The organism is Enterobacter sp. Ap-867 (genome assembly GCF_011752855.1).
GTDB lineage: Bacteria > Pseudomonadota > Gammaproteobacteria > Enterobacterales > Enterobacteriaceae > Cedecea.
On the sequence record NZ_VWWS01000011.1, the window covers coordinates 56,882 to 72,377 of the forward strand.

Annotated in this window: 16 protein-coding genes; 14 read left to right on the forward strand and 2 right to left on the reverse strand. The window is 53.9% G+C overall.

What is annotated here, in order from left to right; translation table 11 throughout:
* Positions 1–42: 42 nt before the first annotated feature.
* From pldB to F3J26_RS21460, 3 genes are all read left to right on the forward strand, one after another.
* Entirely contained in the window at positions 43–1,035 is a 993-nt protein-coding gene (pldB, locus tag F3J26_RS21450) for a lysophospholipase L2 (protein ID WP_166995885.1), read from the forward strand.
* Positions 1,036–1,068: 33 nt separating this feature from the next.
* The gene (yigL, locus tag F3J26_RS21455; RefSeq protein WP_008455489.1) at positions 1,069–1,875 is read left to right on the forward strand and encodes a sugar/pyridoxal phosphate phosphatase YigL; all 807 of its coding nucleotides are present in this window, start codon (positions 1,069–1,071) and stop codon (positions 1,873–1,875) included.
* 111 nt (positions 1,876–1,986) lie between these two features.
* Positions 1,987–2,886: a carboxylate/amino acid/amine transporter gene (locus F3J26_RS21460; RefSeq protein ID WP_166879503.1), complete on the forward strand. Its 900-nt coding sequence runs from the start codon at positions 1,987–1,989 to the stop codon at positions 2,884–2,886.
* On the opposite strand, the gene metR is transcribed toward F3J26_RS21460, so the two are convergent.
* Positions 2,774–3,727: an HTH-type transcriptional regulator MetR gene (metR, locus tag F3J26_RS21465; RefSeq protein WP_166995887.1), complete on the reverse strand. Its 954-nt coding sequence runs from the start codon at positions 3,725–3,727 to the stop codon at positions 2,774–2,776. The genes F3J26_RS21460 and metR overlap by 113 nt on opposite strands.
* Positions 3,728–3,844: 117 nt before the next feature.
* Between metR and metE the strand changes: the two genes are divergently transcribed.
* The 3 genes from metE to F3J26_RS21480 all read left to right on the forward strand — a co-directional run bounded on the left by metE (position 3,845) and on the right by F3J26_RS21480 (position 7,177).
* Positions 3,845–6,106, forward strand: a complete 2,262-nt coding sequence (metE, locus tag F3J26_RS21470) for a 5-methyltetrahydropteroyltriglutamate--homocysteine S-methyltransferase (protein ID WP_166995889.1) — start codon at positions 3,845–3,847, stop codon at positions 6,104–6,106.
* 209 nt (positions 6,107–6,315) lie between these two features.
* Positions 6,316–6,894, forward strand: a complete 579-nt coding sequence (locus F3J26_RS21475; RefSeq protein ID WP_250153704.1) for a peptidoglycan-binding domain-containing protein — start codon at positions 6,316–6,318, stop codon at positions 6,892–6,894.
* 1 nt (position 6,895) lies between these two features.
* Positions 6,896–7,177, forward strand: coding sequence for a hypothetical protein (locus F3J26_RS21480; RefSeq protein WP_250153703.1), 282 nt, complete (start codon positions 6,896–6,898; stop codon positions 7,175–7,177).
* 69 nt (positions 7,178–7,246) lie between these two features.
* Here the strand turns inward: F3J26_RS21480 and F3J26_RS21485 are convergent, their stop codons facing one another.
* The gene (locus F3J26_RS21485) at positions 7,247–8,074 is read right to left on the reverse strand and encodes a dienelactone hydrolase family protein (protein WP_166995893.1); all 828 of its coding nucleotides are present in this window, start codon (positions 8,072–8,074) and stop codon (positions 7,247–7,249) included.
* A gap of 254 nt (positions 8,075–8,328) precedes the next feature.
* On the opposite strand from F3J26_RS21485, the gene udp reads away from it, so the two are divergent.
* The 8 genes from udp to tatC all read left to right on the forward strand — a co-directional run bounded on the left by udp (position 8,329) and on the right by tatC (position 15,460).
* Entirely contained in the window at positions 8,329–9,090 is a 762-nt protein-coding gene (udp, locus tag F3J26_RS21490; RefSeq protein WP_166995895.1) for a uridine phosphorylase, read from the forward strand.
* 141 nt (positions 9,091–9,231) lie between these two features.
* Positions 9,232–10,665 (forward strand): DNA recombination protein RmuC, encoded by a 1,434-nt coding sequence (gene rmuC / locus F3J26_RS21495; protein WP_166995897.1) that lies wholly within the window; start codon positions 9,232–9,234, stop codon positions 10,663–10,665.
* Positions 10,666–10,756: 91 nt separating this feature from the next.
* Positions 10,757–11,527: a bifunctional demethylmenaquinone methyltransferase/2-methoxy-6-polyprenyl-1,4-benzoquinol methylase UbiE gene (gene ubiE, locus F3J26_RS21500; RefSeq protein ID WP_008455469.1), complete on the forward strand. Its 771-nt coding sequence runs from the start codon at positions 10,757–10,759 to the stop codon at positions 11,525–11,527.
* Between the two features lie 12 nt (positions 11,528–11,539).
* A complete protein-coding gene (gene ubiJ / locus F3J26_RS21505; RefSeq protein ID WP_166995899.1) occupies positions 11,540–12,145 on the forward strand; it encodes a ubiquinone biosynthesis protein UbiJ in 606 nt (201 codons plus the stop codon).
* Positions 12,142–13,782: a ubiquinone biosynthesis regulatory protein kinase UbiB gene (ubiB, locus tag F3J26_RS21510; RefSeq protein WP_008455465.1), complete on the forward strand. Its 1,641-nt coding sequence runs from the start codon at positions 12,142–12,144 to the stop codon at positions 13,780–13,782. Before ubiJ ends, ubiB begins: the two co-directional genes overlap by 4 nt.
* Before the next feature lie 77 nt (positions 13,783–13,859).
* Entirely contained in the window at positions 13,860–14,114 is a 255-nt protein-coding gene (gene tatA, locus F3J26_RS21515; protein ID WP_008455463.1) for a twin-arginine translocase TatA/TatE family subunit, read from the forward strand.
* A gap of 3 nt (positions 14,115–14,117) precedes the next feature.
* Positions 14,118–14,675 (forward strand): Sec-independent protein translocase protein TatB, encoded by a 558-nt coding sequence (gene tatB / locus F3J26_RS21520; RefSeq protein ID WP_166995901.1) that lies wholly within the window; start codon positions 14,118–14,120, stop codon positions 14,673–14,675.
* 2 nt (positions 14,676–14,677) lie between these two features.
* Positions 14,678–15,460, forward strand: coding sequence for a Sec-independent protein translocase subunit TatC (tatC, locus tag F3J26_RS21525; RefSeq protein WP_008455457.1), 783 nt, complete (start codon positions 14,678–14,680; stop codon positions 15,458–15,460).
* Positions 15,461–15,496 lie beyond the last annotated feature (36 nt).

Sequence of the window (15,496 nt, forward strand, 5' to 3'; positions counted from 1 at the left end):
CACGGGCCAAAAAAAAACCACAGATACCTGATGCCGACCCCTATGTCTCAGCATAAAAATGGATGGTTAGAACGCGAAGGCGCATTTGCTGCTTTTGCCACGGGCCCACTGACGGACTTCTGGCGCAAGCGGGAAGAGCGCGAATTTACCGGCGTGGACGACGTGCCGGTTCGCTACGTTCGCTTCTGTTCACCGCAGCACGATCGCGTGATTGTGGTCTGCCCTGGTAGAATAGAAAGCTACGTGAAATATGCTGAGCTGGCGTATGACCTGTTCCACAGCGGGTTTGATGTATTGATCATCGACCACCGCGGGCAGGGGCGTTCAGGACGCATGCTGTCGGACACCCACCGTGGCCACGTCGTCAACTTTAGTGACTATGTCGAAGATTTTGACCATTTTTACCAGCAGGAAGTGGCGTCAGGGCACTGGCGTAAACGCTACCTGTTGGCCCATTCGATGGGCGGCGCCATTGCCGCGTTATGGTTACAGCAAGCCCCGGGCGCTTTTGATGCGGTCGCGCTCTGCGCCCCGATGTTTGGTATTATCCTGCGCTGGCCGGAATGGATGGTGCGTCATATTCTTGACTGGGCCGAAGGGCATCCACGTATTCGGGAAGGATACGCCATTGGGACTGGCCGCTGGCGCGCGCTGCCGTTTAGCGTTAACGTCCTGACCCACAGCGAAGAGCGGTACCGCCGCAGCCTGCGTTTTTATGCTGATGAGCCAGCATTACGGGTGGGCGGGCCAACGTTCCATTGGGTACGAGAAGGGATCCTCGCCGGAGAAAAGGTGTTAGCAGGAGCAACTGCCATCACCACGCCGATCTTTTTACTCCAGGCGGAAGAGGAGCGAGTGGTCGATAACCGCGCGCACCAGCAATTCTGCGAAATTATGGCCGCGGCGGGCCACCCTTGTGAGGGGGAAACACCTTACGTCATTGAAGGCGCGTATCACGAGATCCTGTTTGAGAAGGACGCTATGCGAGCCAGAGCATTGTCTGCCGTGCTTGAGTTTTTCGACCGGCATAACTAATTGAAAATATCTCTCCAGAGGCTGAATATCCCTATGTACCACGTCGTTGCTTCAGATTTAGATGGCACCTTGCTGTCTCCCGATCATTTCCTCTCCGCTTACGCGAAAGAAACGTTAAAACTGCTCACCGCTGAAGGCGTTAACTTTGTTTTTGCCACCGGCCGTCACCATATCGATGTGGCGCAAATTCGCGACAATCTTGAGATCAAGGCGTATATGATCACCTCGAACGGCGCTCGCGTGCACGATACCGACGGCAACTTGTTCTTCTCTCACGATCTCGACCACGACATCGCTCAGGACTTGTTTGGCGTGGTGCATAACAACCCGGACATCGTGACCAACGTCTACAAAGGCGACGAGTGGTTTATGAACCGCCACCGCCCGGAAGAGATGAAGTATTTCCAGGAAGCCAAATTCAGCTACACCCTGTTTGAACCGGGCCTGCTGGAAGCCGACGGCGTCAGCAAAGTATTCTTTACCTGCGACGATCACGACACGCTGCTGCCGCTGGAACAGGCGATCAACGCCCGCTGGGGTGACCGCGTGAACGTCAGCTTCTCGACGCTGACCTGCCTGGAAGTGATGGCGGGCGGTGTTTCCAAAGGGCACGCGCTGGAAGCGGTCTCGAAAGCGATGGGTTACGGCCTGAAGGATTGCATTGCCTTTGGCGACGGCATGAACGACGCCGAGATGCTGAGCATGGCCGGTAAGGGCTGCATCATGGGCAACGCTCACCAGCGCCTGAAAGATCTGTTGCCGGAGCTGGAAGTGATTGGCACCAACGGCGACAACGCCGTGCCGCATTATCTGCGTAAGCTGTTCCTCAAGACTGAGTGATCGGCAAATGACGAGTGGTTAATAAGTGCCCACTCGTCAACTAAATAGTTAAGCCGATGTAGCCTCCTCTCAGTACAATGGCGCAATCTTGTTCGTTGTGGATTGCTCATTGTGCCATTACTCATCATTACCACGATTCTGTGGGCCTTCTCGTTTAGCCTGATTGGGGAGTACCTCGCCGGGCATGTGGACAGCTATTTCTCGGTGCTGATGCGCGTTGGCCTGGCGGCGCTGGTGTTTCTGCCGTTCCTGCGTTTTAAAGGCTACCCGCTCAAAACCCTGCTGCTGTACATGCTGGTGGGCGCGCTACAGCTGGGCGTGATGTACCTCTTCAGCTTCCGCGCTTACCTCTATCTCACGGTATCCGAATTCCTGCTTTTCACGGTAATGACGCCGCTGTACGTCACGCTGATTTACGACCTGCTGAGCGGCAATAAACTGCGCTGGGGCTATGCGCTGAGTGCGGGGCTGGCGGTGATTGGCGCGGCGATTATTCGTTACGATAAAGTCAGCGATCACTTCTGGATCGGCCTGCTGCTGGTGCAGGGGGCGAACATCTGCTTCGCTATCGGCATGGTGGGCTACAAGCGCCTGATGGAAACGCACCCGATGCCGCAGCACTGCGCGTTTTCGTGGTTCTATCTGGGGGCGTTTATTGTCGCCGTTGTTGCCTGGTTTGCGCTTGGCAATCCGCAGAAACTCCCCACCACGACGCTACAGTGGGGGATTTTGGTCTGGCTTGGCGTTGTCGCTTCCGGGTTGGGTTATTTTATGTGGAACTACGGCGCAACTCAGGTGGACGCCGGCACGCTCGGCATCATGAACAACGTGCACGTCCCGGCCGGGCTGCTGGTGAATCTTGCCATCTGGCAGGAGCAGCCCCACTGGCCGAGCTTTATTATTGGGGGAACGGTAATAATGGCCTCGCTGTGGGTACATCGCCGATGGGTCGCTCCGCGTTCTTCACAAACGGTAAATGGTCGCAGGCGTGCTGGCGCGTCGAGCGAATAAACGCCTCGGTCACCGGCTGGCGCTGTTCGCCGTCACGTACCGCGGCGTAGAGGCGGCTCCATAAACCTTCACCCAGGGTTCTGGTCACAATCAGGCCCTGGTGCTCAAAGCTTTCCACCACCCAATGCGGCAGGGCGGCAATCCCCATCCGCGCCGATACCATCTGAATCAGCAGCAGCGTGTTATCGACGTTTTTCAGCGACGGGCTAACCCCTGCTGGCTGCAGGAAATGACGCCAGATATCCATACGCTCACGCTGTACCGGGTAAATAAGCAGCGTTTCAAGCGTTAAATCTTCAGGCTCAATGCTCTCTTTCTTCGCCAATGGGTGGTCGGTCGCCATCACCAGGCGCACTTCAAAATCAAACATCGGCGAATAATGTAGCCCGCTGCGCGGCAAAATATCCGATGTCAGAACGATATCCAGCTCGCCCTGCTGCAGCGCAGGCTGCGGATCAAACGTAACGCCGGATTTAAAGTCCATCTCCACCTGCGGCCAGTGCTGGCGGAAATTTTCCAGCGCAGGCGTCAGCCACTGAATGCAGCTGTGGCACTCAATCGCAATGCGCAGCCGGGTTTGATGCGGCTCATTGCAGGCCTGCAGGGCGCGGCCAATCTGCGGCAACACTTGTTCCGCCAGCTGCAGCAGGATCTCCCCCTGCGGCGTAAAGCGAAGTGGCTGACTTTTACGGATAAACAGGCGGAAGCCGAGCCGCTGCTCCAGATCGCTGAACTGGTGAGAGAGGGCCGACTGAGTCTGATGCAGGGCGGCAGCAGCGGCGGCCAGCGAACCGCTGTGTCGTAACGCTTGCAGCGTCCGCAGGTGTTTAATCTCGATCATGAAAGTCCTTCACTTCGGCATGAACAAATTGCGCTTGAGGATTATACAGTACCTGCTGATTATAGAAGTGTAAACATCTGGATGGCTAAATACATCGCACCGAATAGAGGAAAGACCATGACAATCCATAATCACACCCTGGGGTTCCCTCGCGTCGGCCTTAAGCGCGAGTTGAAAAAAGCACAAGAAAGCTACTGGGCAGGGAATACCTCCCGCGAAGAATTACTGGCGGTTGGCCGCGAACTGCGTGCCCGCCACTGGGACCAACAAAAACAAGCCGGCGTCGAATTACTGCCGGTGGGCGATTTCGCCTGGTACGACCATGTTCTGACCACCAGCCTGCTGCTCGGTAACGTACCGGCTCGTCATCAGAACAAAGACGGCAGCGTCGATATCGATACGCTGTTTCGCATCGGCCGTGGCCGGGCACCAACCGGCGAGCCTGCTGCTGCCGCAGAAATGACCAAATGGTTCAATACCAACTACCACTACATGGTGCCGGAATTTACTAAGGGGCAGCAGTTCAAACTGACCTGGACTCAGCTGCTGGAAGAAGTCGACGAGGCGCTTGCGCTGGGCCATAAGGTGAAACCTGTCCTGCTTGGGCCAGTGACTTACCTGTGGCTGGGCAAAGTGAAAGGCGAACAGTTTGATCGCCTGAGCCTGTTGAAAGATATTTTGCCGGTCTACCAGCAGGTGCTGGCCGAATTGGCGAAGCGTGGCGTTGAGTGGGTACAAATCGATGAGCCTGCGCTGGTGCTGGAGCTGCCAAAAGCATGGCTGGATGCCTTCAAACCCGCTTACGACGCGCTGACCGGCCAGGTGAAGCTGCTGCTTACCACCTACTTCGAAGGCGTGGGGCCAAACCTGAACACCATCACCGCGCTGCCGGTGCAGGGTCTGCACGTTGATTTTGTACATGGCAAAGATGACGTGAATGACATCCATAAGAAACTGCCTGCAAACTGGTTGTTGTCGGCGGGTGTTATCAACGGCCGTAACGTCTGGCGTGCCGATCTGACGGAGAAATATGCTCAGTTAAAAGACCTGGTGGGTAAACGTGAGCTGTGGGTGGCATCTTCCTGCTCCCTGCTGCACAGCCCAATTGACCTGAGCGTAGAAACTCGCCTGGATGCCGAAGTTAAAAGCTGGTTTGCTTTTGCCCTGCAGAAGTGTGCTGAGCTGTCCTTACTGACTGAAGCATTAAACAGTGGGAATACCGCCAAAATTGCTGAATGGAGCGCCCCGATTCAGGCTCGTCGTCAGTCCAAACGTGTGCACAATGCCGCTGTCAGCGAGCGTCTGGCTAAAATTACCGCCCAGGACAGCCAGCGCCAGAATGCTTACACTGCCCGTGCAGCAGCCCAGCGTGAACGCTTCAACCTGCCGGCCTGGCCAACAACGACCATTGGCTCCTTCCCGCAAACAACTGAAATTCGCGGCCTGCGCCTGGACTTCAAAAAAGGCAAGCTGGACGCGAGCAACTATCGCACCGGTATCGCCGAACACATTAAACAGGCGATTGTTGAGCAGGAACGTCTGGGCCTTGACGTGTTGGTGCATGGCGAAGCTGAGCGTAACGACATGGTTGAGTATTTCGGCGAACATCTGGATGGCTTCGTCTTTACTCAGAACGGCTGGGTGCAGAGCTACGGTTCCCGCTGCGTGAAACCCCCGATTGTTATCGGCGATATCAGCCGTCCGGAGCCGATCACCGTTGAGTGGGCCAAATACGCGCAGTCCCTGACCGACAAACCGGTTAAAGGCATGCTGACCGGTCCGGTGACGATTCTTTGCTGGTCCTTCCCGCGTGAAGATGTTTCCCGGGAGACTATCGCGAAGCAGATTGCGCTGGCCCTGCGTGACGAAGTAGCGGATCTGGAAGCCGCAGGTATCGGTATCATCCAGATTGATGAACCCGCCCTGCGTGAAGGTTTGCCGCTGCGCCAGTCCGACTGGCAGGCTTATCTGGAGTGGGGCGTGGAGGCCTTCCGTCTGAACGCCGCCGTGGTGCGAGATGACACCCAAATCCATACCCACATGTGCTACTGCGAGTTCAACGACATCATGGACTCCATTGCGGCGCTGGATGCGGACGTGATCACCATCGAAACTTCCCGTTCCGATATGGATCTGCTGGAGGCGTTTAAAGAGTTCGAATACCCGAATGAAATCGGGCCGGGCGTGTACGACATCCACTCTCCAAACGTTCCGGATGTGCAATGGATTGAAGCCCTGCTCAAGAAAGCGGCGGAATCTGTTCCGGCAGAGCGCCTGTGGGTTAACCCGGACTGCGGCCTGAAAACCCGTGGCTGGCCAGAAACCCGTGCGGCGCTGGCAAACATGGTGCAAGCGGCCCAGAATCTGCGCGAGGCTTAATACTAAAACGGAGGTGAGAGCCTCCGTTTTTCACACAGTTAAAATCACGCCCTCATCTCCCTGTTCGCTAATGCATGCTAATGCCAGGAATAATGCCCTTACTCTTTTCTGAAAGTCGTATTTATCCAACATTCACCTTGTCACGCTGAATTTTTTCTTGAGAAGCTTACTGCGCAGTTTGTCTTTTTTTGTGAAATAAAAGGATACTTATGAAGCAGCTAAGCGGTGAAAGCTGGGTTAGTCGATTCCAGGGAAGTAGTGACACGCAAACCCTGAGTCCAATATTCCGGGCAAATGTTAATAATTTTCTAAAAAGCCTTGAAGATGCTGGCGTCAGGGTAACTATTTCGGCGACGTTACGTCCGCCGGAAAGGGCATATTTAATGCACTGGTCCTGGAAGCTGGCACGAGGCATGGTTGAACCCGCCAATATTCCTGAAAAATCGGGTGTGGAAATTGAATGGGTGCATAATGGTGCGAACGGAAAGGCTGACAGAAATAAAAGCATTAATGCGGCAAAAGCGATGGTCCGGGCTTATGGCATGTCCAATCTCAACGTTGCTCCGGCGTTAAGGAGCCGACATACGGAAGGCAATGCTATTGATATGACGCTGTCGTGGATGGGTAACCTGGAAATTAAAGATAATAAAGGTGAGACTGTTATTATCAAAACAATGCCCCGTGATGGCATGAATGCTCAATTACATGAAGTAGGGAAAAGCTTTGATGTGATAAAGTATCACGGCGGTGCTAACGATAAACCTCATTGGTCAACGGATGGTCGATAAAATGAATAAAAGCCTAATTTTCTGTGCGCTATTCTTTTTGGTTTCCTGCGCTCAGGCTGCGGATAAATATCCAAAAGACGTTACTGAGTTTCTAATAAATGCAGATGACTGCCAGCATTTATCTGGTGAATGGGATTCGAGCTTGCCAAAAGAGCAGCAAAAGGATATTGAAAAACAGGTTAATGTTATCTGTGGTAAAGCAAAATCGCAGCAGGGTGCTTTGAGAACTCGCTACCATAATGAAAAAAGTATTCTAGATGTGATTAACGAATACGATTTTTAGATGTCAGGGATATAACGGGCCGTGACGGACGGCCCGTTATGTTATGCAGTCCGGGGTAACTGACCGGCTTTACTTCCTTACTCCGTACCGTTTAAACCACGCCAGCATCCTTTCCCAGCCATCTTTGGCCGACGCTTCATGGTAGCTCGGGCGGTAGTCAGCGTTAAAAGCATGTCCGGCTTCCGGGTAAACAATGATTTCCGCTTTGGCATTGGCCGCTCTTAGTGCCTGGCGCATGGTCTCAACGCTTTCCTGAGAAATCCCGGTATCCTGACCACCATAAAGGCCTAGCACTGGCGCATTAAGATTGACGGCGATATCTACCGGGTGGTGATGAGAGTTCAACGTTTTCTCACCCGTCAGCTTGCCGTACCAGGCGACGGCCGCTTTCAGCTGTGGATTGTGCGCCGCATAAAGCCAGGCAATTCGCCCGCCCCAGCAAAAACCGGTGACCATCAGGCGATGCGCATCGCCGCCGTTGCGTGACGCCCAACTGGCCACATGATCAAGGTCGCCCAGCACCTGGTTATCCGGCACTTTTGAGACCAGGCCGCTTAACAACGTGGGGATATCGGCAAAATCTCCCGGTTCTCCCTGGCGAAAATAAAGCTCCGGGGCGATGGCCAGATAGCCTTCAAGCGCCAGTCGACGGCAGAGATCGCGGATATGTTCGTGAACGCCAAATATCTCCTGAATGACAATCACGACCGGCAGCGGGCCATCGGCATTTTTGGGCCTGGCGTGGTAAGCCGGCATATTGTCGCCCTGGCTTGGAATTGACGTTTCCCCAGAAAGAATAGTGTCGTCCGGCGTTAGCAAAGCGGTGGGGGCGATGGGGGATGCCGCCGGTGCGAAACCTTCGCCCGGTGTGTTATGTGTTGTTTGCTTTTGTTTCATGGTTTTCTCCGAACCAGCATTAGCGCAGTGTGATAACTATAGCCAGGATTAGTAGCAAATCTGGCGGGCAAAAAACGCCGTCAAAGTTCAAAAAATAGCCCGATTGACGCTTAATTGTGATGCTGATCGCATATGAATATACAAATAATGTAATTTGTTTCATTCAAAGTGAGCGTCATCACGAAATTATGCTCAGGGGTTCTGTAAAGTGTCGCTTTGCTTCTCCTGAAACCTACTCAACAGAGGAGTCTGTTATGTCCAAGTCTGATGTTTTCCATCTCGGCCTCACTAAAAATGACCTGCAAGGGGCTACGCTTGCCATCGTCCCTGGCGATCCTGAGCGTGTGGAAAAAATCGCCGCGCTGATGGACAAGCCGGTTAAGCTGGCTTCCCACCGTGAATTCACTTCCTGGCGTGCTGAACTCGACGGCAAGCCGGTTATCATCTGTTCTACCGGTATCGGCGGCCCATCTACCTCTATTGCCGTTGAAGAACTGGCACAGCTTGGCATTCGCACTTTCCTGCGCGTCGGGACTACCGGGGCGATTCAGCCGAACATCAACGTCGGCGATGTGCTCGTGACCACCGCATCTGTTCGCCTGGATGGTGCCAGCCTGCACTTCGCGCCAATGGAATACCCGGCTGTGGCAGACTTCGCATGTACTACCGCGCTGGTTGAAGCGGCAAAAGCCGTGGGCGCAACGACGCACATCGGCGTGACGGCATCCTCCGACACCTTCTACCCTGGTCAGGAGCGTTACGACACGCTCTCTGGCCGCGTAGTTAGCCGCTTCAAAGGCTCAATGAAAGAGTGGCAGCAAATGGGCGTGATGAACTATGAAATGGAATCCGCCACGCTGCTGACCATGTGCTCCAGCCAGGGTCTGCGTGCGGGTATGGTTGCCGGGGTCATCGTGAACCGTACTCAGCAAGAGATCCCTAACGCGGAAACCATGAAGAAAACGGAAAGTCACGCGGTGAAAATCGTGGTCGAGGCGGCGCGTCGCCTGCTGTAGTTTTGCTTTTCCGATCATAAGGCCGGCGCTCGCCGGCTTTTTTTATGCTTTGCGCGCTCCCTTCCGGAAAATCCCTTTTCATCTGGACATTTATACAGCAGAATTTTATTTTGCCGATGTTGGTATCGTTTTGGGGGAAGCATGGATATTTCACTGTTGTTTGGGCTGGGCATCGGGTTGGTGGGCTTGCTGACCGGCTGGCTTGTCGCCAGTCTGCGTGCGGCGCAGCGGTTGGCGGCTTTGCATGAAGAACAGCGTGAAATCTACGGTGAGCTTACAGCCGCGCGGCAGGAGCTTCAGCAAAACCAGCACTGGCGAGATGAGTGCGACCAGCTTAACCGTGAGGTCCGTGCTCAAATGGAAATTAACAGCGGGCAGGAAGCAGATATTCGTGAGCTGACCACGTTGCTCGAGCAAACCCGGCTCAATGCTGAAGACAAGCATCGCCAAATGCTTAACAGCGAGCAGCGCCTGAACGAGCAGTTTGAGAATCTGGCCCACCGTATTTTTGAGCAAAGCGGGCGTAAGGTTGAAGAGCAGAACCGCCAAAGCCTTAACGTGTTGCTTTCCCCACTTCGAGAACAGCTCGATGGCTTCCGACGCCAGGTCCAGGAGAGTTTTGGCCAGGAAGCACGCGAACGGCATACGTTGACGCACGAAATCCGTAACCTGCAGCAGCTCAATGCACAAATGGCGCAAGAGGCGCTCAATCTCACCAAAGCACTGAAGGGCGACAACAAAACCCAGGGTAACTGGGGGGAAGTGGTGTTAACTCGGGTATTGGAAGCTTCTGGCATGCGTGAAGGGCATGAATACCAGACTCAGGTGAACATCCAGCTTGAAAACAACAGTCGTATGCAGCCGGATGTTATCGTCCGCCTGCCTCAGGGCAAAGACGTTGTTATTGATGCAAAAATGACGCTGGTGGCCTATGAGCGTTACTTCAATGGTGAAGATGAACTCACGCGTGAAAGTGCGCTGAATGAGCACATCGCCGCTATCCGCAGCCATATTCGCCTGCTGGGGCGCAAAGATTACCAACAGCTACCGGGGCTACGTTCGCTGGACTATGTGTTGATGTTTATTCCCGTTGAGCCCGCTTTCCTGCTGGCTATCGACAGGCAGCCTGAACTGATTAGCGAAGCGCTGAAAAATAACATTATGCTGGTGAGCCCGACGACGCTGCTGGTGGCGCTGCGCACTATTGCCAATCTGTGGCGCTATGAACATCAAAGCCGTAATGCCCAGCAAATCGCCGACAGGGCGGGGCGCCTGTACGATAAAATGCGCCTGTTCGTGGATGATATGTCTGCGATTGGGCAAAGTCTCGATAAGGCGCAGGATAACTACCGGCAGGCGATGAAAAAACTTTCATCCGGGCGTGGGAATATCCTGGTTCAGGCAGATGCGTTTCGCGGACTTGGCGTAGAAGTCAAACGTGAGATGAATCCAGATCTGGTCGAGCGCGCTCGTCAGGAAGATGAGGATGATTCTGCTCGACTGGGCCATGCGGGCGAAGAACCTGAGGCTGAATTCGATACTTTGTCTTCATTGCGCACGGGTGAAGAGCGTTAAACTGAGGCTGAGTAGCACGGTTGAATCATAGGGCTTTCACGCCCATTCTGTTACACTTCCCGAACATTTTCTTTATTAAGCAGGCATTGAGATGGTTGATGAATCCCAGGAGTCCGGATCCCAGGAAACAACGCACTTTGGCTTCCGTACCGTAGCTAAAGAGCAAAAGGTCGATATGGTGGCGAACGTGTTCCACTCTGTTGCGGCGAAATACGACGTAATGAACGACCTGATGTCTTTTGGTATCCACAGGTTGTGGAAACGCTACACGATAGACTGCAGTGGCGTACGTCGTGGCCAGCGCGTGCTGGATCTTGCGGGCGGTACGGGCGATCTGACGGCGAAATTTTCTCGCCTGGTTGGTGAGACAGGTGAAGTCGTATTGGCCGATATTAACGATTCGATGCTGAAAATGGGGCGTGAAAAGCTGCGCAATATCGGCATTGTGGGGAACGTCAGATACGTGCAGGCTAACGCCGAAGCGCTGCCATTCCCGGACAACACCTTTGACTGCATCACCATCTCCTTTGGCCTGCGTAACGTCACGGATAAAGACGCTGCATTGCGCTCTATGTTCCGCGTTCTCAAACCCGGTGGCCGCCTGCTGGTGCTTGAGTTCTCCAAACCAGCTTTCGAGCCGCTGAACAAAGCCTACGACGCGTATTCCTTCCACATTCTGCCGCGCATCGGTGAAATGGTGGCTCAGGACGGCGAAAGCTATCGCTACCTGGCAGAATCCATTCGCATGCACCCGGATCAGGAAACGCTGAAAGGCATGATGGAAGAAGCCGGGTTTGAAAACACCACCTATTACAATATGACCGGTGGGATTGTCGCCCTGCACCGTGGCTATAAATTCTAACAGGGAGCCGCGATGCCATTTATGTCGCTGATGACTGCCGGAATTGAAGGTGTGCTGAACACCTTCCTCTGGCGCGATCGTAGCCTGAAATCCGCGCGTCAACGCCTGCAGGGCAAGACGTTGCGCGTTAGCCTGAAAGAATTTTCAGCGCCGCTGGTGCTGGTGTTCAGTGAACAACAGCTGGACGTACTGAGCCAGTGGGAAGGTGAGGCGGATTGTAGCGTCACAACCCATATCGGCGTGCTGCCGAAACTGCGCGATCGCCAGCAACTTACCGCTCTGATTCGCAGCGGTGAACTTGACGTGGCAGGTGACATTCAGGTTGTACAAAATCTGGCATCGCTGATGGATCTCGCGGAGTTTGATCCTGCGGAACTGCTGGCTCCGTATATAGGCGATATTGCCTCTGAAGGTATCAGTAAGTTTGCGCGTCATGGCGGAAAGCTGCTGAAAAAAGGATTGATCCGCAATCAGCAGTATCTGGGAGAAGCGCTCACCGAAGAGTGGCGCGTTGCGCCTGGCTCACTTGAAGTGGCCTGGTTTGCAGAGGAAACCGAAGCGCTGGCACGCTCGGCGGACGCACTCAGCAAACGGCTGGATAAGCTGGAGGGCAAATGACGCCAGGAGAAATTCGCCGCCTTTATTTCATTGTCCGTACCTTTCTGAGCTATGGCCTTGATGAACTGATTCCCAAAATGCGCATTACGCTGCCGTTACGTTTGTGGCGGCGTTGCCTGTTCTGGATGCCGAATCGTCACCGTGATAAGCCTTTGGGAGAACGTCTACGCCTTGCGCTGCAGGAGCTCGGTCCCGTTTGGATCAAGTTTGGTCAGATGCTTTCTACCCGTCGCGATCTGTTCCCACCGATCATTGCTGACCAACTGGCTATGTTGCAGGACAGAGTTGCGCCTTTTGACGGTGCGTTGGCGAAGAAACAGATTGAACTGGCGATGGGCGGCATTCCCGTTGAAAGTTGGTTCGACGATTTTGACATCAAGCCTCTGGCCTCTGCCTCCATTGCTCAGGTGCATACCGCACGCCTGAAAGAGAGCGGCAAAGAGGTCGTGATTAAGGTCATTCGGCCTGATATCCTGCCGGTGATCAAAGCCGATATGAAGCTTATCTATCGCCTCGCCCGTTGGGTGCCGCGTTTGCTGCCGGATGGCCGTCGTCTCCGCCCGCTGGAAGTGGTGCGTGAATACGAAAAAACGCTGATCGATGAGTTAAACCTGCTGCGTGAAGCGGCGAACGCCATCCAACTGCGGCGTAACTTCGAAAATAGCCCGATGCTGTATGTGCCGGAGGTTTATTCGGACTACTGCACCGAGAACATGATGGTGATGGAGCGGATTTACGGGGTTCCGGTCTCTGACACCGTTGCGCTCGAAGCTCAGGGCACCAACATGAAGCTGCTTGCCGAACGTGGCGTGCAGGTCTTCTTTACGCAGGTCTTCCGCGACAGCTTCTTCCATGCGGACATGCATCCGGGCAACATTTTCGTGAGCTACGACCACCCGGAAGATCCGCAATACATTGGTATCGACTGCGGTATCGTGGGCTCGCTGAACAAAGACGATAAGCGCTATCTGGCAGAAAACTTTATTGCCTTCTTCAACCGGGATTACCGCAAGGTAGCCGAGCTGCATGTGGACTCTGGCTGGGTGCCGGCAGATACGAATGTCGAAGAGTTCGAGTTTGCGATTCGCACCGTGTGTGAACCTATTTTTGAGAAGCCGCTGGCGGAGATCTCCTTTGGCCATGTGCTGCTGAACCTGTTCAATACCGCGCGTCGTTTCAACATGGAAGTTCAGCCGCAGTTAGTTTTACTGCAGAAGACCCTTTTATACGTCGAAGGCGTCGGTAGGCAGCTTTATCCGCAGCTGGATCTGTGGAAAACGGCGAAACCTTTCCTGGAAAGCTGGATCAAAGATCAGGTTGGTATTCCTGCTCTGGTACGTGCTTTCAAAGAAAAAGCGCCTTTTTGGGTGGAAAAAATGCCGGAATTGCCGGAACTGGTGTACAACAGTTTGCGCCAGGGCAAGCAATTACAGCTTAGCGTTGATAAAATTCAGCGCGACCTGCAACTTCATCACGTGCGGCAGGGACAGTCGCGTTACCTGTTCGGCATCGGTGCCACGCTTATATTGAGCGGGACGCTGCTGCTGATCAACAAACCTGAGTGGGACTTTATGCCTGCCTGGTTGATGGCGGGGGGAATCGTTGTCTGGCTGATTGGCTGGCGGCGCTCTGCCTGAACTTTAATCGGAATTAACGGGTGATTGCCGTATAATAGCGGTTCTCATTGCCTTAACATCTTTATTCAGGAGTAGGTATGGGCATCAGTTGGCCACAATTGCTAATCATTGTTGTTATCGTTGTTTTATTGTTTGGCACCAAGAAGCTGGGCTCTTTAGGTTCAGATCTTGGCGCGTCTATTAAGGGCTTTAAGAAAGCCATGAGCGACGACGACGGCAAAGAGAAAGAAAATGGTGAGAAGGATGCTGATTTCACAGCGAAATCCCTCTCTGAAAAACCGAGCGACGTGAAAAAAGACGAAGCGAAAAGCAACGATAAAGAGCAGGTATAAACCGTGTTCGACATTGGTTTTGGCGAACTGCTGCTGGTGTTTGTGATTGGCCTGATTGTTCTGGGTCCGCAGCGCTTGCCGGTGGCGGTAAAAACAGTTGTTGGCTGGGTGCGCGCGCTGCGTTCTCTGGCTACCACGGTGCAGAACGAACTCGCTCAGGAACTGAAGCTGCAGGAACTGCAGGACAGCCTGAAAAAGGTCGAGAAAGCCAGTATGGATAATTTGACGCCTGAACTGAAGGCGTCAATGGACGAACTGCGCCAGGCCGCTGAGTCGATGAAGCGTTCTTATACCCAGCACGATCCTGAAAAGAACAGCGACGAAGCGAATACCATCCATAACCCGTTGGTTAAGGATGAACAGCTAAGTCATGACGGTGCCACGCCAGCCAATGCGGCACATCAGGCGGCTGCGCCTGATGCCGTACCTTCAGAGACGGTGACACCGGCACCCGTGGCGGTCGAAAACGTCGTAGAACCTGCTGTCGAGCCTCAGGTGAAGCCTTTGCCCGAGGCTGCACCCGTTGTCACCCCAACGCAACTTCCAGGTGAAAAATCGTAACTATGGCTGTTGAAGATACCCAACCGCTCATTAGCCATCTGATCGAGCTGCGTAAGCGCCTGCTGAACAGCATGATCGCCGTGCTGGTGATTTTCCTGGCGCTGGTCTATTTCGCCAATGACATCTATCAGGTGGTTTCCGCCCCGCTGATCAAACATATGCCGTTGGGCTCAACGATGATTGCGACCGATGTCGCATCACCGTTCTTTACCCCGATAAAATTAACCATTTACGTTTCGGTGTTCCTGGCCGCACCGGTCATTCTGTACCAGATCTGGGCTTTTGTTGCCCCTGCATTGTACAAGCATGAGCGTAAGCTGGTGATGCCGCTGCTGTTCTCCAGCACGCTGCTTTTTTATATCGGCATTGCCTTTGCGTATTTTGTGGTCTTCCCGCTCGCCTTTGGTTTCCTGACAAAAACTGCGCCAATAGGGGTGGTTGTCTCGACGGACATCACGAAATATCTCGACTTTGTGATGTCGTTGTTCATGGCCTTTGGCGTAGCGTTTGAGGTGCCCGTCGCCATTATCCTGCTGTGCTGGATGGGGGTGACAACACCGGAATCATTGAAACAGAAGCGCCCTTATATTCTGGTGGGGGCTTTTGTTGTCGGCATGCTGTTAACGCCGCCGGATGTTTTCTCGCAAACCCTTCTGGCGGTGCCAATGTACTGCCTGTTTGAGGTTGGTGTCTTCTTCTCCCGCTTCTACGTCGGAAAAGGGCGTAATGGCGATGAAGATGATGAGCCTGAATCTGAAGAGACGCGCTCGGAAAAAGAGCAGTAATGAAATAACCGCCCTCAGGGGCGGTTGTCGTTTGGA